This is a genomic window from Kitasatospora sp. NPDC096140, assembly GCF_040303045.1.
GTDB lineage: Bacteria > Actinomycetota > Actinomycetes > Streptomycetales > Streptomycetaceae > Kitasatospora.
In genome coordinates, this window is the sequence record NZ_JBEOUW010000020.1 from 72,705 (window position 1) to 92,398 (window position 19,694).

The following is a 19,694-nucleotide window of genomic DNA, read 5'->3' on the forward strand; positions in this document are numbered from 1 at the left end:
CGTGCGTCGGCGCCCGGGTCACGGGGCTCCCTCCTCGGGGCCCGTGGCGCCCGCCCGTCCGGGCCGGTAGGTCTCCGCCACCAGCTCGACCGTCCGGGTCGGCTCCGCCGTGCCGGCGATGGCGGGCAGCGCCTCCTCCAGCACCACCCCGTTCGGGTACCGGGTGAGCCACTTGGCGAGGTGGCACAGGTGCAGAGGGTTGCCGAGGTCGACGGGTTGGGGCTTCGGCGCCCGCAGGTGGGCCACGAAGGCGTCGGCGGGTGTGTCCGTGGCGGCGGCGGCCGGTACGGGGTGGAGGAAGAGCTGTTCGGGGAGGCCCAGCAGGGCGCGCCAGCGGGCGGTGGCCCCGGCCGGGATCCCGTCGGCGCCGGGGTCCGCGGCGAGGTCGGCGCGCAGGGCGTCGAGGACGGCCGGCGGCAGGTGCCAGCGGCGGCGGGCGAGGACGACGTGGCGGTGGCGCAGGCGCGGGGTGCCGGTGACGGTGCCGCCGGGCGCACGGAGGGCGGTGCGGGGCAGCAGCGGGCGGAAGTCGACCACGCCGTTGGGGTGGTCGGCGAGCAGCGGGGCGAGCCGCTGGGGCAGCATGACCGGCGCGAGGAAGCCGAGGTAGAGGACGTCCAGCAGTTCGCCGGTGCTCCGCAGGCGGAAGCGGAGCTGGTCGGAGGCGGGGTCGTGGACGAGGTCGAGGTCGGCTTCGACCAGGTTGGTCCACCGCCGGTCGGGGCCGATCTCGTCGGCGAGCAGCAGGGGGTGGAGGTTGGCGTTGAAGCCGCCGACCGGCCGGATCTGGGCCGCGCGGGCTCCCTCGCCGAGGCCGCGGCGGATCTGCCGGGTGACGTCGGCGGCGGCCCGCGGTGTGGTGGCGTCGAGGAACCGGCTGGCGAAGCGCCCCCAGCCGCCGTAGACGTGGTTGACGCACAACAGGCCGTCGGTGGGGTCGGATTGGACGAACCACGAGTAGCTGAGCGGCCGGGCCGCGGTCCAGTCGGGCAGCCGGGCGGCCAGCGCCCGGACCCGCTCGGCGGGGAGGACGATCTCGCCGTCCGTCTCCGGTACGGCCGCGAACTCGGCCCGCAGGGCGGCCAGTTCGTCCGGTACGGTGATGGCGGACCAGGCCTCGGCGGCATCGGCGGCGAACTCCCACGGTGTGCCGCAGACCCCGCCGACGCCGTAGCGGGCGACGAACCGGTCGCAGGCGGCCCGTCGCATCAGGTGTCCGTGGTCGAACAGCTCGGCCAGCGCGGTGAGTTCGGCGAGCGCTGCGCGGTCGGCCGGGCTCGGCCGGCGCTGCGGCGGCGCGGGCGCGTGGACGTCCTCGCTGAGAACGGTGAGCGGTGCGGCCTCGGCGGGGACGGGTCGGCCGGCGGCGGCGAGCACCCGGTGCCAGGCGTCGGCGAGCGCGGCGAGCAGCGCGGGGCGGCGCTCGCCCGGCGCGTCCGCCAACTCGGCCGTCCGGTCCGCCAGGTGGTCGACCAGGGTGACGATCGCGGCGTCCTCCGGCCACTGCCGGAGCCAGTGGGCGAGGCTGCGCAGCGGCTGCGGGTCCTGCGGGTCGACCGGGTCGGTGGGCACCAGCAGGCGGGCGGTGCGGAGCTGGCCGACGAAGCGGTGCACGACGGGGTCGTCCTCCGGGCGGCGGAGGGCGGCGGCGAGGCGGGTGGCGAGGCGGTCCGGGGTGTCCGGGGTGTCGGCGAGCGAGGCGAGCAGCGCCAGTTCGGGCCGGTCGGCCAGTTCGACCTCCTCCTCGCGGGTGACGAGGTAGCGGCCGCCGGCGAACACCACCTCGCTGCGGGCGTAGTGGGCGCGGCCGTCGGCGACGCGGGCGGCGCCGGTCATCCGGTGCGGCAGGGTGCGGCTGCGCCGGGGGTCGTCGAGCAGGGCCTGGACGAGCGCGGCGACCAGCGTCCGGTTCTCCCGGACCACCGCGTACGGGGGCACCGGCGTTCCGGCGGGCGCGTCCGGCATGGCGTTCGGCGTGGCGTCCCCTGCGGGCCCGTCCGGTGTGGCGTCCTCCGCGTACCCGTCCGGTGTGGCGTCCTCCGCGTACCCGTCCGGCGAGCCGTCGCCCGAGGACCAGCCGACCGAGGTGAACCAGGTGAGCGGGCTGGTCTTGGTGGTGGCCCGCAGCGCGTGGCGCAGGACGGCGGCTTCCTCCTTGCGGGCGCGGGCCGGCCGCTCCCCCGTCGAGTCGGCCGCGCGCGCCGTGTTGGCGACCGCGCGCAGCAGGTCGGCGCTGGTGAGGGCGACGGCCCGGGTGAAGGCGGACGCACGGCAGAGTTCGGCGAGAGCGGCACGTTCGGCGGCGAGCGCGGGCGGGACGGCGTCGGCGAGCGCGGCGAGCAGCCGGGCGCGGCGCTGCCGCAGGTCCAGCCAGTCGGCGAGCCGCGGGACGCGCTGCGGCAGGTCGGCGAGCCGGTCGAGCCGGGCGGCGCGGGGCGGGCGTCCGTTGTGCAGGTCGCGGCGGAGCGGGAGCACGATCCGGCGGTGGAACTCCTCGTCGTGCCCGGTGCGGCTGTCGTACAGGTCGTCGCAGAGGTCGGTCCGCAGGGCCGCCTCCGCGGCTTCGACGGCGCCGAGTTCGGCGAGCAGGCTCCGTACGGCTGCCGACGGTGCGGACTGTGCGGGCCGGGCGAGCACGGTGGCGCGCACCAGGGCGTGGCGGGCGGTGTGGGCGACCGGTGCCGGCACGGGTGCGGGGACCGGGCGGAGTACGGGACGCGGCAGGGCTCGGTTCGGCATGGCGGCTCCCTCCGACGGGCCTGGGCGGTGCACGGCAGGAACCCGGCGCGTCCGCGCGAACGCGCCGGGTTCAAAGTTGTTGCACTGGTGGTGCGGGGCGATGCTCGGCGTACGGGGTGGTGCGGGGTGGTTCGGTGGGGCCGGTTCTCAGAAGGTGTCGAGGACCGGCGGGTGCGGCGCGCCGCAGGAGGACGATCCGCAGGAGGTCGAGCTGGGGCCGCCGGAGGCGCCGGTCTCGGGCAGCGCGACGGTGTCGCGCAGCGAGGTGACGGTCAGCTCCCCGAGGTCGAGGCCGTCGAGGGCGAGGATGTCATCGAGCGCGAGCGTGCCCTGTGTACGGTCGGACATGATGTCTCCCTGGGTTCTCGAACGAGGCTTGCCGGACGGTGATGTGATGAGTCGTGAGCTGATGAGTCGTCAGGAAAGCGGGGCGACCATGGTCTCCGGCTGGGCGCAGGAGGACGAGCCCTGGCAGGAGCAGGAGCCCCAGGACGCGCCGTTCTCCGGCAGCGCGACGGTGTCGCGCAGCGCGGTGACGTTCAGCTCGCTGAGGTCGAGGTCCTGGAGGTCGAGAGCGTTGTCGGACATGGCGGACTCCCTTGAGGTGGCAGGCGTGCCGGATGATCCGGGAACGGGTCTGCGAAGCGGGTGCTGTGGGATGTGCCGGGCCCCCCGTGGGTGCGTCGGTCGAGGGTCACTCGAACCCTGCTGTCGCGCCGCCCGAGGACGACTCTAGGCCTCGGGAACCCGCCGCCGACATGGCCGACGGGGCGTTTGGCCGGTAGTCCGTGCCCCCACGGCGCATCGCCACCGCCTCTTCAGCGGCGCTTGAGCGATCCGCCAGCGACCTGCGATGTTTCGCCCTCGAACACGACCTGACAGCTCGTCGGGAAAGGTGTACTGGGGCAGGCACGGAAAAGCGGGTGCGGTTGATCCGCACCCGCTCCACTCATTGATCGTTCCGCTGCCATTCCGCCGTGTCGGGGTGCCGGGGCCCGGATCCGACAGGGGCTGTCGGGTCCGGGCCCCGGGGGCCGCAACCGGTGGCGGGCCGTGGTTCAGGCCGCGCGGCCCGCGCAGACCGCATGGACGGTGAGCATCTGGGGCGCGGTGCCGGTGTTCTTGGCACTCGCCGACCAGGCGCCCCCGGTGCTCGGGTCGGCGGTCCCGGTGGCGGCGGAGCTCTTGATGTCCCAGGAGGAGCCGGCATCCGTCGCGAGGCCACCGCCCGTGACCACCGTCCCCGCCGGGCAGCGCGCACTTGCGGTGGCGAGCTCTCCGGGCTGGGCGGCGACGGACGAACTGACGGTCTGGCGCGCGGGCAGGCCACCGGCGCTCGACGACGGCGTTGCTTCCGCTCCGGAAGCGGACTGGCTGCAGCCGGTGTTCTGGTTGCCGGTGGACGGGCTGCCTTGACTCACCAGCCCTCCGGGGATGCACGCGACGGTGAGGGCGGGGGTGTTGAGGAGACCGAGGCCGAGCAGTCCGCCGTCGCCCTGGGCGTGAGCGGCGGGAGCGCCCAGGAGAGCGGCTGCTGCAACGGCGGCGCACATGGCGCTGATCTTCCCGAATGACTTCACGGGCTGTCCTTACCTGGTGGGCGAGCGATCGGTGCGGTGGCACCCACTCGCCTGCTGATCGGGCCACCAGCAGGATGCCGATCCCGGGGATCACTCCGTCGTCTGCCACACCCGACCCGGCGAAGGCTTCGCTCGTTCAGCCCGTGCCCCCGGCGAGCCGGCCCCGCGACGACTCGGCGCAGCGGTCCACGCAGGGCGGCGGCGGCTGCGGCGAGCGCCTCTTGTGGACGCCGTATGCGGCCGGGCTCACGCACACGGCACGGGCCGGCCCGGTACCCGAAGGATGGGTACCGGGCCGGCCCGGGCAGCGCGTGACGGCGGGTCAGCGCGCGGCGGTCTTGCGGGTGCGTCGGGACACCGAGTCCAGGACGACGGCGGCGAGCAGGACGGCGCCGGTGATCATGTACTGGATGGCCTGGTTGACGTGGACCAGGTCGAGCCCGGTGATGATCGACTGGATGACCAGGATGCCGAGCAGGGCCGACCAGGTCTTGCCGCGTCCGCCGAACAGGCTGGTGCCGCCGATGACGGCCGCCGCGATGGAGTTCATCAGGACGTTGCCGCCGCCGAGGATCTTGTCCGCGGAACCCTGCTGCGAGGCGATGAACAGACCGCCGAGGGCCGCCATGCCGGCCGAGATCATGAAGACCGAGATCCGGACCCAGGCGACGTTGATGCCCGCGCGGCGGGCGGCCTCCACGCCACCGCCGACCGCGAAGATCTGCCGGCCGTAGCTCGTGCGGCGCAGGACGAAGTCGGTGATGACGACGACGCCGAGGAAGACGAGCAGGGGCAGCGGCAGGCCGCGGTCCTGGTTGAGCATGTAGGCGGCGGTCAGCGCGATGACGGCGAGGACCCCGGTGCGCAGCGCGATCTCGCTCATCGGGCGGGCCGCGAGGCCGGCCGCGCTGCGGCGGCGGGCGTCCATGATCTGCCCGGCGCCGAAGAGCGCGACGCCGAGGACGGCGAGGCCCCAGGTGTAGGCGACGTCGCCGTCGCCGAGGAAGTAGGTGTCCAGGTTGGCGAGGACGCCGTCGTTGACGACGTTGACGGTGCCCTTGTCGCCCAGGACGTACTGCTGCAGGCCGCTCCAGGCGAGCAGGCCGGCGAGGGTGACGACGAACGCCGGGACGCCGATCTTGGCGAAGAAGAAGCCGTGCAGGGCGCCGATCGCGACGGCGGCGGCGATGGCGATGAGGCAGGCGAGCCACTCGTTGTAGCCGGAGCGCACGGACAGGACGGCGGCTATCGCGGCGGCGACGCCGGCGACGGAGCCGAGCGAGAGGTCGATCTCGCCGAGGAGGAGCACGAAGACGATGCCGACGGCGATCAGGCCGGGGCCGGCGATCCACTTGGTGATGTTGGTGAGGTTGTCGGCGTTGAGGAAGTCGCCGGTGACGCTCTGGAAGATGACGCCGATGAGGATCAGGCCGAGGACGACGGGCACGGAGCCGAGGTCGCCGTTCTTCATCTTCTGCTTGAACTCGGCGACGTAGCCGGCCAGACCGGCCTCGCGGACGAGCAGGCGGGGGTCGACCGCGGGGGCGGCCGGTGCGGGGGTGTCGGGGGTGGTCTGCTCGGTGGTCACTTCGCTTCCTCCGCGAGTCGTGCCTGGCGGCGGGTGACGGCGTTCTCGGTGGCGCCGGTGATGGCGGAGATGATCTCCTCGTGCGAGGTGTTCGCCACCTCGAAGACGCCGTTGTTGCGGCCCAGCCGCAGGACGGCGACGGTGTCGGCGACGGCCTTGACGTCGGCCATGTTGTGGCTGATCAGGATGACGCCGAGGCCGCGGTCGCGCAGGCGCTCGACGAGGTCGAGGACCTGGGCGGTCTGCTCGACGCCGAGGGCGGCGGTGGGCTCGTCCAGAATGACGATCTTGGGGTCGCCGACCAGGGCGCGGGCGATGGCGACCACCTGGCGCTGGCCGCCGGAGAGGGCGGCGATGGGGATGCGCACGCTCGGGATGCGGATGGAGAGCGTGTCGAGGAGTTCGCGGGCGCGCTTCTCCATGGCGACCTCGTCGAGCGTGCCGAACCGCTTCAGCTCACGGCCGAGGAAGAGGTTGCCGACCACGTCGAGGTTGTCGCACAGCGCGAGGTCCTGGTAGACGGTCGCGACGCCGAGGGCCTGGGCGTCGTGCGGGCGGCCGATGGAGACCGCCTGGCCCTCCCACTCGATCGTCCCCTCGTCGATGGGGTGGACGCCGGCGATGGTCTTCACCAGCGTGGACTTTCCGGCGCCGTTGTCGCCCACCAGGGCCACCACCTCGCCGGCGTGTACCTCCAGGTGCACGTCGGTCAGTGCCTGGACGGCGCCGAAGCGCTTGGAGACCCCGCGCAACGCCAGTACGGGTGCGCCTGTCACGTGAACCATCTCCTTCTTCCCGCGCACGCCGTGATGGTGGGTCGGCGGCCGGTGTGGCCCGCGCGCCGTGCGGAGCGGGCGGGTGAACGTCGAAAAGGGGCTGTCGGGGCGGGCCGGGGCCTGCCGCGCGCTGCGGGCGGTGCTCCCCGGGGAGGCGGGGAGCTCCGCCCGGGCGGTGCTACTTCAGGCCGGCGGTGGCGCAGGCGGCGGCGTAGTCCGCGGTGCAGATGTCGGCGGCCTTGTACAGGCCGTCGGCGATGACGGTGTCGTTGATGTTGGCCTTGGTGACGACCTTCGGGTCGAGCAGCTTGGCCGGGATGCCCTTGTCGGTGGCGCTGTCGACGCTGGCGGTGGCCACGGACTTGACGTCCTTGCCCTGCAGGAGGTCGACGGCCAGCTCGGCGGCGGTGTCGGCGAGCGGCTTGTAGGCCTTGTAGATGGTGTAGGCCTGGTCGCCGTTGACGATCCGCTGGATGGCGTCGAGGCCGGCGTCCTGGCCGCCGACCGGGACCTTGATGCCCGCACCCTGGAGCTGGGTGATGATGGCGCCCGCCATGCCGTCGTTGGCGGAGTAGACGGCCTGGAAGCCGTCCTTGCCGAGCTGGGTGATCGCGGCACCGATCTTCTGGCCGGCGACGGTGGGCTTCCACTCGCCGGACTGCTCGTAGACGACCTTCTTCACCTTGCCGTCGAGCACCTTGTGCGCACCGGCCTTGAACTGGCCGGCGTTCGGGTCCGCGTCGTCACCGTTGATCATGACGACGTTGGCGTCGGCGGCCTGCGCGCCGAGCGCGTCGACCAGGGCCTGGCCCTGCAGCTCGCCGACCTTCTCGTTGTCGAAGGAGGCGTAGGCGGCGACCGGGCCGGTGGCCAGGCGGTCGTAGGCGACGACCTTCACGCCCTTGGCGGCGGCCTCCTTGACCCAGGACTGGGTCGAGGTGGCGTCGAAGGCGTCCAGGACGATGACCTTCACGCCCTGGGCGATCAGGGTGTCGAACTGCTGCTTCTGCTTGGCAGCGCTGCCCTCGGCGTTGTTGTAGAGCACCTTGCAGTCCGCGCACAGCGCCTTGACCTTGGCCTCGATGAACGGGCGGTCGAAGGACTCGTAGCGGGTCGAGGACGCGTTCTCGGGCAGCAGCAGGCCGATGGACTTGTTGTCGCCGCTCGCGGCGGAGTCCTTCTTGTCGCTGCCGGCCTTGCCGCACGCGGCCATGGACAGGGCCATCGAGACGGCTGCGGTGGCGATGACGGCGCGACGCATCATTGCGTTCATGTGGGGGTGCCTCCCTGACGTCGCCGCGACAGTGCGGCGGAGTGGGAGGGAGTCAACCCGCATGTGCCAGATGGAGTCAAGAAGTAAATCCAAGGCGAGAGAAGGCGGGGCCTTTTCGTTATCTTCCTGAACGCATCCATCACCTGAAGGGGGTGCCATGAACACGCAATGCGTCATCGTCGCGACTATCAGTGACGATGACGGAGTGCAGGCAGGGACTTCGGCGAAGTCTCGACACAGGCCGGGCGCCTGCTGAGCCCTGGAGTGACGCCTGGGGCTCGTGCGTTCAAGATGTGTCGACTGGGGTATAGTCCGCAGGTCGGCTGCGGACTTCACGGCAGCGGCCCCGCCGAAGCGGCGTCCCGGGCCGGCCCACCCCACGGAGCCGACTCACGCACCCGGCACGAACCCTGACGATTCGTCAGCGGTGGCGCGGGCGGACCGCCCGGTCCCTCGGCCGCGCAGCCGGCGGGCCGCTCAGCCGCGCAGCCGGCGGGCCCGGAGGTACTCGCGGCCCAGCAGGCGCAGCGCGGCCCCCTTCGCCGGGCTCGCGGAGCGGCGCAGCAGCGCGCCCAGGTCGGCACGGGCGGCGGCGCTGACGAGCCCGTCCACGCCGAGGAGGCAGCGGACCATCGGCCGGTGGGCGGCCGGCACCAGTTCGACGACGGCGCCGCCCTCGGCGAGGGCGTGGTCGGCCCGGTCGAGCAGTTCGCCGAGCAGCGTCCGGACGGCCGGCAGGTCGCGGGCCTGTTCCAGGTCGGCCCGGGTGACGCCGTGCCGGCTCAGGGTGTCCTCGGGGACGGTCAGCCGGCCCTCGGCCAGGTCCTCGGCGAGGTCGTTGACGAAGTCCAGCCGCTGGGCGGCGTCGATGTAGGTGCGGCAGGCGGCGCGGTAGGCGGCCTGGTCACCGTCCGGGCCGAGCAGCCCGGCGACGAGCATGAAGCCGGGCAACGAGTACCCGTCCACGTACGCCTGGTACTCCTCCTCGGTGGCGAACCCGGTGAAGTCGAGGTCCGTCTCCGCCGCGGCCAGGAAGTCCAGGACGTGCCCGCGCAGGGCGGGGTGCGCGGCGACGCTGTTCAGCAGCGGGCGCAGCTCGGGGTCGTCGGTGCGGTCGGCGTCGAGGCTCCCGGTGACCTCCCGCTGCCAGCGGGCGGACGCCGCCCGGCGCTCGGCGAGCGGGCCGCTGTCGAGCAGGGTGTCGGTGCGGTGCATGAAGGCGGCGGCCGCGATCACGTGCGGGACGGTGCGGTCCGGGAGCAGCAGACCGGCGGCCAGGGTGACCTCCCGCTTGTACCGGGCGACCTGCCGGCGCTGTCGGCCGTAGTCGGCCCGCAGCCCGGGGTCGTGCACGCCGGCCGCGTCCAGCGCCCGCTCCCACCTGCTCACTCGCTTCACCCAATCGTCCGTTCGATCCGGACCGAGCGTAGTGGGTGGGAGGCGGACGACCCATTCCGGTCCCGACCCGGAGGGCGGGGACCGGAGCGCAAGGCCCGGGCGCAGGGATCCGGGAGCCGGGAGCCGGGACCGGACGGCAGGGCCCGGACGCCGAGCGGCCGGACCGGTCAGCGCTGGCGGATCGTGGAGAAGCCGCAGGCCGGGGTGCAGAGGGTGACGATGCCGCTGTAGCGGTGGGTGGTGCGCCCCTTGGTGACGCTGTGGACGGTGAGCTTCTCCCGCAGGTTGAGCTCCCGGCAGCGCGGGCAGGCCGCGCTGACCGGCTTGCCCCAGGGGCGGTTCGGGTCGAGCTTGGTGTAGGCGACCGCCATCAGGACGACGGCGAGGCCGGCGCCGCCGAAGCCGATGACCCGCCAGACGCCGTTGGAGGACTCCCGACGGTCGATCATCTCGTCGTACGAGTAGGTGCCCCCGCCGCCGTGGTTGGACCAGATCCGGCACTCGCTGTTCCGGGTCATGGTGTGGCCGTCGCAGGTCGGCGCGGAGTCCGGGTCGGACTTGCCGACGACCAGCGCCAGGAACAGGCCGATCCCGGCCAGGACACCCAGCACGATCATGGTGGTGGTCCGACTGCGGCCGGTGTGCAGCCGCTTGCGCTCGTTGTACGCCGTATCGATCACAACCTGGGCCATGTTGCCCCCGTCGACCGCCACCGCTGTCTCCTGTTGTCCGGATGTCCGTACTGCTCGTGTTCCGAGCCGAATGTCCCCCTCGGCGAGGGGGCGACACGAACCCACCATGATCGACGCGCGATCGCACCCGATTTGGGAAGCTCTTGACCTTTCAGCTTCCGGCCGTGACCGAGGCCAGGTACGCGGCGGCCCGGTCCGGGTCGAGGTACCACCGCGCCACGTCCGCCGGGTCGTTGAAGTTGTTGGCGAAGCGGTCCGCCACCGCCTGGTGCTCGCCGGCGGCGACGAGCAGGTCGAGGACGTGCGGGGGCGGCGGGGCGAGCATCGCGTTGGACCAGGTGGTGACCGGGCCCGCGATCTCCCAGAAGCCGTCGAAGGCGGCCTGCTGGAAGTCGCGGTCGAAGGGCTTGTCGCCGTGGGCGAGGATCGCCTCCAGGTAGACCGCCGCGCACTTGGCGGCGTTGTTGGCCCCCTGCCCGGTGACCGGGTCGTTGGTGACCACGACGTCCGCCACGCCCAGCACCGCGGCGCCGCCCGGCAGTTCGCCGACCGGGCGGCGGACCACCGGGGCGAAGCGCCCGGCCAGGGTGGCGCCGGCGTCGGTGAGCTCGACACCGGCACGGGCCCGGTCGTACTCCCAAGGCGTGAAGGTCCTCATCAACTCCAGTGTCACCCTGAGGTGTTCGGCCGGGTCGCGGAGCCCGTCGAAGGCGTCCGCCGGTCCGCCCGGCATGGCCTCCCAGAGCAGGATGTCGCACGGCCCCGACATGGTCAGGGCGGGCATCACGAAGAACTCGCCGATGCCGGGCACCACGTTGCAGCGCACCGCGGGGAAGTCGTGCTCGGGGCGCGGCGCGAGCCCGTGCACGTAGGCGGCGGCCAGCGCGCGCTGCGGCCGCTCGTGCGGCGAGTGCGCGTGGTCGCGCTCGAACAGCGAGCCCAGCACGCCCTTGCCGGAGGCGACCAGCACCAGGTCGTACGAGCCGGCCAGGTGCTGCAGGTCGGCGGCGGTCACCGTGCGCAGCTCCACCCGGCCGCCGCGCCCGGCGAAGGCCTCCAGCCAGGTCGACATCTTCAGCCGCTGGTCGACGGACTGCGCGTAGGCGTCCAGCCGCCCCACCCAGTCGATCACCCGCGGCCCGTCCGGCATGGCCACCGACACCCCGACGCCCTCGATCCGGGGTGCCTTGTCGGCCCACAGGTCGAGGCCGAGGGCGCGCTCGGTGCGCAGCGCGGAGTCGAACATGCACTGGCTGGACAGCACCCGTCCGGCGCGCACCTCCTCCGCGCTGCGGTCCGTCAGCACCGTCACGTCGTAGCCGTGGGCCTGCAGCCCCAGGGCCAGTTGGAGTCCGGCCTGCCCGGCACCGACGATCAGAACTCTGCGCATCGCCCCTGCTCTCCTGGTGGTACGTCCCGGCGCGGCGCCGGCTCCGTCCGGCTGCCCAGTGGCCTGGATACCAGTCATCGGCGCGCGCGTCCACGGGCCGCGCAGGGGCGGCCGGCCCCGGGGCCGACGGTCGGGCTCACGGACCGTCAGCGGCCGCTCCGGCGGATCCCGCGGCCGGGAAGACGATCGGGCTGATCAGGTACGGATCCCGCTCCGGTGCCGGGCGGTTGGCCAGCCGCGGCGCCAGCACCGCGAACAACTCGCCGCCCAGCTCGGCGAGTTCCTCGGGGCTGAGCCAGAACGTGCCCTGCCGGTAGGACACGCCCTGGGCCGCCGGGTCGGCGTCGTCCCGGTCGAGGTAGGCGTTGAACTCGGCGAGCAGGACGGCCATCGCGGCCGCGAAGCCCCGGCGGTGGTCCTCCGTCGACATCGCGGCGGCGGTGGCGCCGTCCACCGCCGGACGGTCCTCGCGCAGCCGGTAGTGCCGTTCCACGGCGCCCCGCACCCGGTGCTCCTCCGCGACCTCCAGGAAGCCCGCCTCGGCGAGCAGCGCGACGTGCCGGTACACCGTCACCTTCGAGACGCCGGACAGCCGTTCGCCCAGCTGCGTGGTGGTGAGCACTCGGCCCCCGGCGAGGGCGTGCACCACGCGCAGGCGCACCGGGTGCAGGAGGAGGTCGGCGGGATCGTGGTCCATTGCTCCACGATTTCACAGCCGCTACCATTCTCAAAGATGAAAACGGTCAGCGCCCGGACGGGATCCTGGCGCGCGGAACGGGGGGACCAGCACATGCGCCGCACACGGCAGGCACCACGGACAGGTCGCACCAGCGGACGGGAGGTGACCGTCAACGGACGGCCGTTGTACGTCGAGGAGTCCGGCCACGGCCCCGACCAGGTGCTCTTCGAGGCGGGCCAGGGCCTCGGCCGCACCTCCTGGGACCCGGTCCTGCCGCTGCTCGCCGACCGCGCCCGGCTGGTCGCGTACGACCGCTCCGGCTTCGGCCGCAGCCCGCGCAGCGACGCCCCGCTCACCGTCGAGGACCTGGCGGCCGACCTCGTCGCCCTGGCGGACGCCACCGTCCCGGGCCGCTTCGTGCTGGTCGCCCACAGCATGGGCGGTCTGGTGGCCCGCCTCGCCGCCGAGCGGCTGGCGCCCCGGCTGCGCGGGGTACTGCTGGTCGACCCCACGCCGGAGACCGCCCCGGCGTACGACGCGATGGAGCAGATCGCCCGGCGGGTCGACCGCACGCTCGCGGTCGTCGGGCCCCTGATCCGGCTCCGGGCGGTCGCCCGCCTGGCCGGCGGCGAGGTCCGCCGGGTCTTCCCGCCCGAGACCTACGCCACCATGCTCGCCGAGGACTTCGTCCCGGCCGGCATCGCCCAGACCCGCCGCGAGTTCCGCGCGGTGGCCGCCGCCGTCCCCCGCCTGCGGGCCCGGCCCCCGGTGCCCCCGGCCTGCCCGACCGTCCTGCTCTCCGCCGACCGCCCCCGGCGGGGCGGCGAACGCAACCACCCGGCGCTCCAGGAACACCAGCGCCGCTGGACCGAGGCCCTGCCCGACGGACGCTACGAGCGCGTGGACTCCGGGCACTTCATCCAGGCCGAGCAGCCCGCGCTCGTCGCCGACCGCGTCCGCGAGCTGCTCGACCGCGGCTGACGGCCCCGCCTCGCCCGACCTCGTCCGTCGCACATCGCTTGTCGAGCACCGCGCATCGCTTGTCGAGCACCGCGCGCCGCGCACCGCGCGCGTGGCGACGCGCGGCGCGGCTCACCGAGGAGGCGTCAGGAGCGGGCGGCGAACGGCATCGCGTCGGCCCACTCCCAGCGGGCGTGTCCGGCCTCGACCAGCGCCCCCATCACGGCGAGCAGCCCGGCGGGCTCGACGTCGGGCGGGACGTCGACGGCGACGAGGCGGTCGCCCTCCCACTCGCTCAGCAGTCCGGCCGCGCCGGTCTCGGCCCTGATCCCGTCGGCGGCCGCGCGGAGGTCGTCGGCCGGCAGGCCGGGGACGAACACCAGCCGCAGCGTCCGGTGCCAGGCCGTCCCGACGACCTCGCTGACGTAGTCCTCGTCGTCGAGCAGCACGATGTCGCCCAGGGCGATCCCGTAGGCCGCGAAGGGTATGCAGGCGACCTGGTGGCTCCCGTCGTTCAGGGCCCGGAGCCACAGCTGCTCGACCCGCCCGTCCAGTCCGAAGGGGGCCAGGTCGGCGCGCGCGATGTGGTGGGACGCGGCGCGACCGGCCGGGTCCCGGTGGACGACGAACTGCACGACCGCACTCCCCCCGGGGCCGACTCCGCTGACCTCGCCATGATGCCGCAGCCGGTCACCGCTGCCGGTGCCGGGGGCGACAGCACGGGGCGACGGCCGCCTCAGCCCGTGACCAGCCGTCGGCCGGTGACCTCCTCGGGGCGGATCCGGACCCAGAGCCGGCGGTCGCCGCCCACCCACGGTGCCGCGCCGACCAGGCCGTCCAGGCGTTCCAGCTCGCCCGGGTCGTCCTCGTAGTGGGCCGGGCCCAGGGCGAGCACGCTCCAGCCGCGGCCGAGGTACTCGTCGATGTGGTCGACCTGGAAGGAGACCGCGGCGCCCTCCTCCGGCGCGGTGGCGTGGCGCGCACCGGTCCGGTAGGCGAAGGAGGCCCGGTCGACCACGTAGTTGACGGGCAGCACCACCGGCCCCGGCTCGACCGGCAGGCCGATCCGGCCGATGCCGTGGGTGCCGACGAGCTCCCAGCACTCGGCCTCGGTGAGGTTCTCCAGCTGCGGCCGCGGCCCGGGGCCGCCGTGCCCGGGCGGGGCGTCGGCGCGGCCCGACAGCAGCTCGTCGGTGCTGCTGCCGAGGGCGGCGGCGATCCGGACGAAGCCCCCCGGGTCGAAGCCGGGCCCGGCTTCGAGGAGGTGCCGCAGGTAGCGGGGCGCCATCGCCGCCCGTCGTGCCAGCTCCTCCTCGCCGAGGCCCAGTTGCTCCCGCCGTTCGGCGATCCGGCGGGCCACGACGGCGGGGTCGGGGGTGTCGTGCACGGTGGTGACTCCTCGGCTTGCCGGGGTGTTCGGGCCGCAGGCCGGGCGTGACCCCGTACGGGTCCGTCCGTTTGACCAGGGCGGAACCATCCAAGCGCCCACCCTGCGGCAAGTCGAGCAACGGCCCGGCCCGTGCGTGTCGGTAAGCACCGTCGGCGGTGCGACGGCCGCGGGCCGCGGCCCCCGGACCCGGCCTTGATCCCGCACCACCCGGCTGCGATCATCGGCCTGACGCGGAATCAGGTCCGGGTCCACAACGGGGAGGAGTGCCATCCGTGATCGTCGTGACGGGTGCCACCGGTACGGTCGGGTCCGAGGTCGTCGTGGGGCTGCGGGAGCGCGGTGCGACGGTGCGGGCCGTGGTGCGCGCCGGTTCGTCGGGGCCGGCCGGGTGGGACGACGCGGTCGAGCGGGTGGCCGCCGACTTCGCGGACCCGGAGTCGCTGGACGCGGCCCTGGCCGGCGCCGACGTGGTCTACCTGCTGGTGGCCGTGCACCCCGAGATGGCCGGGCACGAGCGGAACGTGATCGACGCCGCGGTGCGCACCGGGCGCCGCCCGCGGATCGTGCTGCACGCGGCCGCGGGCGTCGAGCACCGCCCGGAGGGCGTGCGCTTCGTCGGCTCGCACGTCAGCGGCCTCGACCACCTGCGGGCCTCCGGCCTGCCGTGGACGGTCCTCGCGCCGAACGGCTTCTACCAGAACTTCCTGGGCATGGCCGGGTCGGTGAGGTCCGGCACGCTGGCCGTGCCGGGCGGCACCGGCGCGGTGTCGTACGTGGACGCGCGGGACGTCGCCGCGGCGGCCGTCGAGGTGCTGGCGACCGACGGCCACGAAGGCGCGGTCTACACCCTGACCGGCCCGGCCGGGCTCACCCACGACGAGCTGGCCGAGCAGCTGGGCGCGGTCGCGGGCCGCGACGTGGCGTACACCGCGCTCGCGCCGGAGCAGGCCCTGGCCGGGATGCTCGGCGCCGGCTGGGACCCGTGGCGGGCCGAGGGCATGGTCGAGCTGTACGGGCTGTACGCGTCCGGGCAGGCCGCGGCGGTCAGCCCGGACGTGGAGAAGCTGACCGGGCGCCCGGCCCGCTCCTTCGCCGAGTTCGCCGCCGAGCACGCGGCGGTCTTCCGGGACTGACGGGCGGTCACACCGGACAGGGGGTCCGCGCCCGGCGCGGCGCTCACCCCGGCGCGACCCTCACTCCGGCGCGGCGCTCCCCCGGTCCCACCGGGCCGGGGCGAGCGCCGCGAGCATCACCGCCGCCGTGAGGGCGAACGCCCACGGATAGCCCGTCCCGCCCGCGACCGCCCCGAAGGCGACCGCGCCGACGCCCATCGCCCCGTCGTAGGCGACGTTCCACAGCGCGGTCACGGTGCCGTACCCGGACGGCGGCACCCGGGTGTACATCAGCGCCAGCGTCGCGTTCTGCGCGGCGCCGAAGCCGGCACCGAACACCGCCGCCCCCGCGACGACCGCCACCGCGCTGTCCGTCCAGGCCAGCAACAGCATCCCGGCCGCCGCGGCGAGCAGGGCGGGCAGCACCAGCCCGGCCGAGCCACGCCGGTCCCCGTACCGCCCGGCCAGCCAGCGGGCCAGCGTCGCCGCCCCGGGCTGGACCAGCAGCGCGACCGCGACGGCCCCGCCGGACGGGACGGCGAGCGGCAGGAACGTGACGATGACTCCCGCCGCCAGCGCCGTGGCGCCGAACACCGTCGCCGGTCGCAGCAGGGCGGCACTGCGCAGCCCCTCCCGCAGTCCCACCGCCGGACCGGACGCGGCCCTGCGGTCCGGGAGGGCGGGGACGGAGGCGACGGCGGCCAGCGGGGCCACCGCCCCGATCGCGAACACCCAGTCCCAGCCGACGTGTTGGCCCAGCCAGACGCCGATCGGCAGGCCGACCACGGACGGCACTCCGGAGACCACCCCGACCAGCGCGAGCCCCTCCCCGCGCCGTTCGGCCGGGATCAGCGAGGCCGTCAGCGCCCCGCCCGCCACCAACGCGGTCGCGAAGCCGATCCCGCGCAGCAGGCAGACCACCACCACCGCCGCCATCGAAGCGGTCGCGGCCAGCACCAGCGCGGGCGCGCCCAGCAGTACCAACCCGGCGGCCAGCACCGGGCGGTAGCCGAACCGGGCGGTCAGCGCGGGCGTGGCCAGCTCGCCCACGACGGTGGCCAGCATCAGCGCACCGGTGGCCAGGCCGGCCGCGTGGTCGCCGCCGCCGGACTCCTGGGCGTACAGCGGGACGGCGGAGAGCAGCAGGTTGAAGCCGACGGAGGACCCGAACAGCGAGACGAAGCGCAGCAGCAGGGCCCGGGTCACCAGTGGCGGCCGGACGGAACCGGCTTCCGGCGACGTGGAGTTGCTCGTCGTGGTCACCCGGTGACGGTATCCGTCCCGACGGGCCACCGGTACGGTCCCGCACCCGGCGCCTTCGCCTCCGCACTCCGGCCCGATCGGCAGTTCGAAGCGGCGGCTCCACGCCGCAGTTCGACGCGGCGGATCCGTGCGGCAGTTCGACCGGCAGCACAGGCCGGCCGCCCGGTCCGGCCGCCCAGTCCCGCCGCCCGGTCCGGCCGCTCAGTGCGGCGGCTCGTCGCCCGCCCCGGTGAGCTCCGCGGCCAGCGCGCCCAGGCTCTCCCGCAGCAGCCGCACCAGCGGGTCCTGGTCCCGGCGCGGGTGCCACAGGAGGGTGACCCGCAGCGGCCGCAGCCGGGCGGGGACGTCGACCGGCACGACGCCGAGGGCCGCGCCCGGCTCGCGGACCAGCACGGCGGGGGCGACGGTGACCAGGTCCGTCCGGCCGACCAGCTGCAGCGCGGCGAGGTAGCCGGGGACGACGCAGCGGACGGTGCGGGGCACGCCGGCCTCGCGCAGCTCCCGGTCGAGCGCCTCCTCCGGCCGCCCGCTGCGGGAGACCAGGACGTGCCCGGCGGCGGCGAAGCGCTCGGCGGTCACCTCGCCGCGGGTCAGGCCGTGGTCCGCCCGGACGGCGGCGGTGAGTCCGGCCCGGACCAGGCCGAGCGAGCGCAGGTCCGGGTACTTGGCGGCGTTGACCACGACGGCGAGGTCGGCGGTGCCGTCCCGGACGGCTTCGGCGCCGTCCCGCCCGCCGTCGGAGGCCAGCAGGCGCAGTTCGGCGGCGGGGGCGGCCGCGGCGAGGCGGGCGAGCAGGTCGGCGCTCCTGGTGATGATCAGGTCCTGCGGCGCGACGACGGTCAGGCTGCGGTCGAGCGGGCGGGCCTGACGGTCGAGGAGCTCCTCGGCCTGTTCGAGCCAGAGCCTCAGCCGCGGTCGGAGGTCCACGGCGGCGGCGGTGGGCCGCAGCCCGCGACCGGAGCGCACCAGCAGCGGGTCCTGGAAGGCGCGGCGCAGCCGGCCGAGGGCGCGGCTGGTGGCCGGGACGGAGAGGTTGAGCCGGTCCGCGGCGCGGGTGACGGAGCTCTCCTGCAGGAGGGCGTCGAGGACCACCAGCAGGTTGAGGTCGACCGAGGACAGTTGCACCAGGTGAAAGTATCAGTTGCCATTTTGCCGATTGCTGCAAATCCGCAGGCCGCCTAGGTTCGAGGAAGAGCGACCGCAGCCCGCCCGACCGGCCTCCGCGCCGGGGCGCGCCCCGCCCGTCGCCGTTTCCCGTCTCGACCCGGAAGGGGTCCCCCATGCCGTCCGCCGTGCCCCGACACGTCCACCGGCCGCCGCGCGAACACCGGGTCCTCGGCCCGACCGGCCTGACCGTCGTCTGCGGCGCCTCCCTGTTCATCACCAGCCTCGACTCCACCGCGGTGAACGTCGCCCTGCCCACCCTTCGCTCCGAACTCGCGGCCGGGCCCTCCCAGTTGGCCTGGATCGTGGACGCCTACACGCTGACCCTCGCGGTGCTGCTGCTCCTCGCCGGGGCCCTCGGCGACCGCCTCGGGCGGCGCACCATGTTCCGCGCCGGACTGCTCGTCTTCGGCGTCGGCTCGCTGGGCTGCGCACTCGCCGGCAGCCCCGACCAGCTGATCGCCGTCCGTGTCCTGCAGGGCTGCGGCGCCGCGCTGCTCGGCCCCAACGCGCTGTCCACCCTGACCACGGCGATCGAGGACCCGGTGCGCCGGGCCCGGGCGATCGGCTTCTGGGCGGCCATCTTCGGGCTGGCCGCCGCCGTCGGCCCGCTGGTCGGCGGCTCACTCATCGACGCGCTGGGCTGGCGGTGGATCTTCCTGGTCAACCTGCCGGTGGTGGTCCTCGCGTTGGCCGCGTCGGTGCGCGTACCGGAGACCAGGGCCGGTGCGCCCCGTCCGTTCGACCCGGTCGGGCTGGCCCTGGGCGCGGTCGCCGTGTTCGGCGTCACCGAACTGCTCATCCACGGCGCCCACGCCGGCTTCGGCGGCGTCACCCCGCTGGTGTGCGGGGCACTGGCGGTGGGCGGCGGAGTGGCGTTCGTGGCCGTCGAGAAGGAGCGGGCGCACCCGGTGTTCCCGCTCGCGCTGCTGCGCCGCCCGACCTTCACCGCCGCCACGGTCAGCGCGGTGCTGGCGTTCGCGATCCTCGCCGGTTTCCTGTTCGTGTCCAGCGTGTACTGGCAGCAGCAGCGGCACGCCTCCGCGCTGGAGACGGGACTGGCGTTGCTCCCGGCGACGCTGATGATCGCCGTGGTGTCGCCGCTGAGCGGCCGACTCCTGCTGGTGGTCGGGGCGCGCCGGCTGCTGGTGGGCTCCGGCCTGCTGCTGGCGCTGGGCGCCGGACTGCTCGCCCTGGCGGCCGGGGGCGACGGCTACCTGCCGTACGCGGCCGGGTACCTCGTGCTCGGGCTCGGCTTCGGCCTGGTCAACCCACCGATCACCAACACCGCGGTGACCGGTCTGCCGGCGCAGCAGGCGGGCGTGGCCTCCGCGCTCGCCAGCACCTCCCGCCAGCTCGGCAGCACCCTGGGCGTGGCCGTGCTGGCCTCGGTCGCAGCCGGTCCGCACCTCGACCAGCGGCGCGCCTGGCTGATCGCGCTCGGACTGGGCCTGGCCGTCGCGGCGATCAACGCGCTGGCCGGCCGCCCGCGCCGCCGGGTCGAGGCCGCAGCGACACCGGGCGCGAAGCAGCCGGAACGCGCCGGCGCCCGCTGAAGCCCTGTCCGCTGAGGCGCTGTCCACTGAGGCGCAGTCCGCCGGGGCGCGGTCCGCTGACGAGCCACCTGCTCAGGGCCGCAGGCGCCCGCAGCGGAGCCGGTGGCAAAGATCCGTCAAAACCGCCCCGCACC

General features: G+C 74.6%; 18 protein-coding genes. 3 read left to right on the plus strand and 15 right to left on the minus strand.

The genetic code is table 11. The features are described 5' to 3' along the window. Window positions 1-18: 18 nt before the first annotated feature. The 11 genes from ABT048_RS21795 to ABT048_RS21845 all read right to left on the minus strand — a co-directional run bounded on the left by ABT048_RS21795 (window position 19) and on the right by ABT048_RS21845 (window position 12,133). The gene (locus ABT048_RS21795) at window positions 19-2,739 is read right to left on the minus strand and encodes a lantibiotic dehydratase (RefSeq protein ID WP_350523095.1); all 2,721 of its coding nucleotides are present in this window, start codon (window positions 2,737-2,739) and stop codon (window positions 19-21) included. Between the two features lie 147 nt (window positions 2,740-2,886). Beyond that, the gene (locus ABT048_RS21800; protein WP_350523096.1) at window positions 2,887-3,087 is read right to left on the minus strand and encodes a thiazolylpeptide-type bacteriocin; all 201 of its coding nucleotides are present in this window, start codon (window positions 3,085-3,087) and stop codon (window positions 2,887-2,889) included. Between the two features lie 69 nt (window positions 3,088-3,156). Then, window positions 3,157-3,327 carry a thiazolylpeptide-type bacteriocin gene (locus tag ABT048_RS21805; RefSeq protein ID WP_350523097.1) on the minus strand — a complete coding sequence of 57 codons (171 nt, stop codon included), beginning with the start codon at window positions 3,325-3,327 and terminating at the stop codon, window positions 3,157-3,159. 470 nt (window positions 3,328-3,797) lie between these two features. Beyond that, entirely contained in the window at window positions 3,798-4,319 is a 522-nt protein-coding gene (locus tag ABT048_RS21810) for a hypothetical protein (RefSeq protein WP_350523098.1), read from the minus strand. A 322-nt stretch (window positions 4,320-4,641) separates the two neighbouring features. Then, window positions 4,642-5,907: a sugar ABC transporter permease gene (locus ABT048_RS21815; RefSeq protein ID WP_350523099.1), complete on the minus strand. Its 1,266-nt coding sequence runs from the start codon at window positions 5,905-5,907 to the stop codon at window positions 4,642-4,644. Next, window positions 5,904-6,692: an ATP-binding cassette domain-containing protein gene (locus tag ABT048_RS21820; protein ID WP_350523100.1), complete on the minus strand. Its 789-nt coding sequence runs from the start codon at window positions 6,690-6,692 to the stop codon at window positions 5,904-5,906. Before ABT048_RS21820 ends, ABT048_RS21815 begins: the two co-directional genes overlap by 4 nt. A 169-nt stretch (window positions 6,693-6,861) precedes the next feature. Next, a complete protein-coding gene (locus tag ABT048_RS21825; RefSeq protein ID WP_350523101.1) occupies window positions 6,862-7,956 on the minus strand; it encodes a sugar ABC transporter substrate-binding protein in 1,095 nt (364 codons plus the stop codon). Between the two features lie 477 nt (window positions 7,957-8,433). After that, on the minus strand, window positions 8,434-9,345 hold the full coding sequence (locus ABT048_RS21830; RefSeq protein ID WP_350523102.1) for a phytoene/squalene synthase family protein: 912 nt from the start codon (window positions 9,343-9,345) through the stop codon (window positions 8,434-8,436). 176 nt (window positions 9,346-9,521) lie between these two features. Continuing rightward, complete coding sequence (locus tag ABT048_RS21835; RefSeq protein WP_350523103.1) at window positions 9,522-10,067, minus strand: hypothetical protein; 546 nt, start codon at window positions 10,065-10,067, stop codon at window positions 9,522-9,524. A gap of 130 nt (window positions 10,068-10,197) precedes the next feature. Beyond that, on the minus strand, window positions 10,198-11,436 hold the full coding sequence (locus ABT048_RS21840) for a styrene monooxygenase/indole monooxygenase family protein (RefSeq protein ID WP_350523104.1): 1,239 nt from the start codon (window positions 11,434-11,436) through the stop codon (window positions 10,198-10,200). Window positions 11,437-11,572: 136 nt separating this feature from the next. Continuing rightward, window positions 11,573-12,133, minus strand: coding sequence for a helix-turn-helix domain-containing protein (locus ABT048_RS21845; RefSeq protein ID WP_350523105.1), 561 nt, complete (start codon window positions 12,131-12,133; stop codon window positions 11,573-11,575). A 144-nt stretch (window positions 12,134-12,277) separates the two neighbouring features. On the opposite strand from ABT048_RS21845, the gene ABT048_RS21850 reads away from it, so the two are divergent. After that, complete coding sequence (locus tag ABT048_RS21850) at window positions 12,278-13,096, plus strand: alpha/beta fold hydrolase (RefSeq protein ID WP_350523106.1); 819 nt, start codon at window positions 12,278-12,280, stop codon at window positions 13,094-13,096. Window positions 13,097-13,221: 125 nt separating this feature from the next. Here ABT048_RS21850 and ABT048_RS21855 read toward each other — a convergent pair whose 3' ends face one another. Both ABT048_RS21855 and ABT048_RS21860 read right to left on the minus strand, forming a co-directional pair. Continuing rightward, the gene (locus ABT048_RS21855; protein WP_350523107.1) at window positions 13,222-13,710 is read right to left on the minus strand and encodes a DUF4265 domain-containing protein; all 489 of its coding nucleotides are present in this window, start codon (window positions 13,708-13,710) and stop codon (window positions 13,222-13,224) included. A 101-nt stretch (window positions 13,711-13,811) separates the two neighbouring features. Then, entirely contained in the window at window positions 13,812-14,462 is a 651-nt protein-coding gene (locus tag ABT048_RS21860; RefSeq protein WP_350523108.1) for a helix-turn-helix domain-containing protein, read from the minus strand. Between the two features lie 275 nt (window positions 14,463-14,737). Here ABT048_RS21860 and ABT048_RS21865 point away from each other — a divergent pair, with 275 nt between their 5' ends. Continuing rightward, window positions 14,738-15,598 carry an NAD(P)H-binding protein gene (locus tag ABT048_RS21865; protein WP_350523109.1) on the plus strand — a complete coding sequence of 287 codons (861 nt, stop codon included), beginning with the start codon at window positions 14,738-14,740 and terminating at the stop codon, window positions 15,596-15,598. 60 nt (window positions 15,599-15,658) lie between these two features. Here ABT048_RS21865 and ABT048_RS21870 read toward each other — a convergent pair whose 3' ends face one another. Together ABT048_RS21870 and ABT048_RS21875 are read right to left on the minus strand one after the other, a co-directional pair. Continuing rightward, window positions 15,659-16,840: an MFS transporter gene (locus tag ABT048_RS21870; protein WP_350523110.1), complete on the minus strand. Its 1,182-nt coding sequence runs from the start codon at window positions 16,838-16,840 to the stop codon at window positions 15,659-15,661. 201 nt (window positions 16,841-17,041) lie between these two features. After that, the gene (locus ABT048_RS21875; protein ID WP_350523111.1) at window positions 17,042-17,965 is read right to left on the minus strand and encodes a LysR family transcriptional regulator; all 924 of its coding nucleotides are present in this window, start codon (window positions 17,963-17,965) and stop codon (window positions 17,042-17,044) included. Between the two features lie 155 nt (window positions 17,966-18,120). On the opposite strand from ABT048_RS21875, the gene ABT048_RS21880 reads away from it, so the two are divergent. After that, window positions 18,121-19,560, plus strand: coding sequence for an MFS transporter (locus ABT048_RS21880; RefSeq protein ID WP_350523112.1), 1,440 nt, complete (start codon window positions 18,121-18,123; stop codon window positions 19,558-19,560). Window positions 19,561-19,694: the final 134 nt, after the last annotated feature.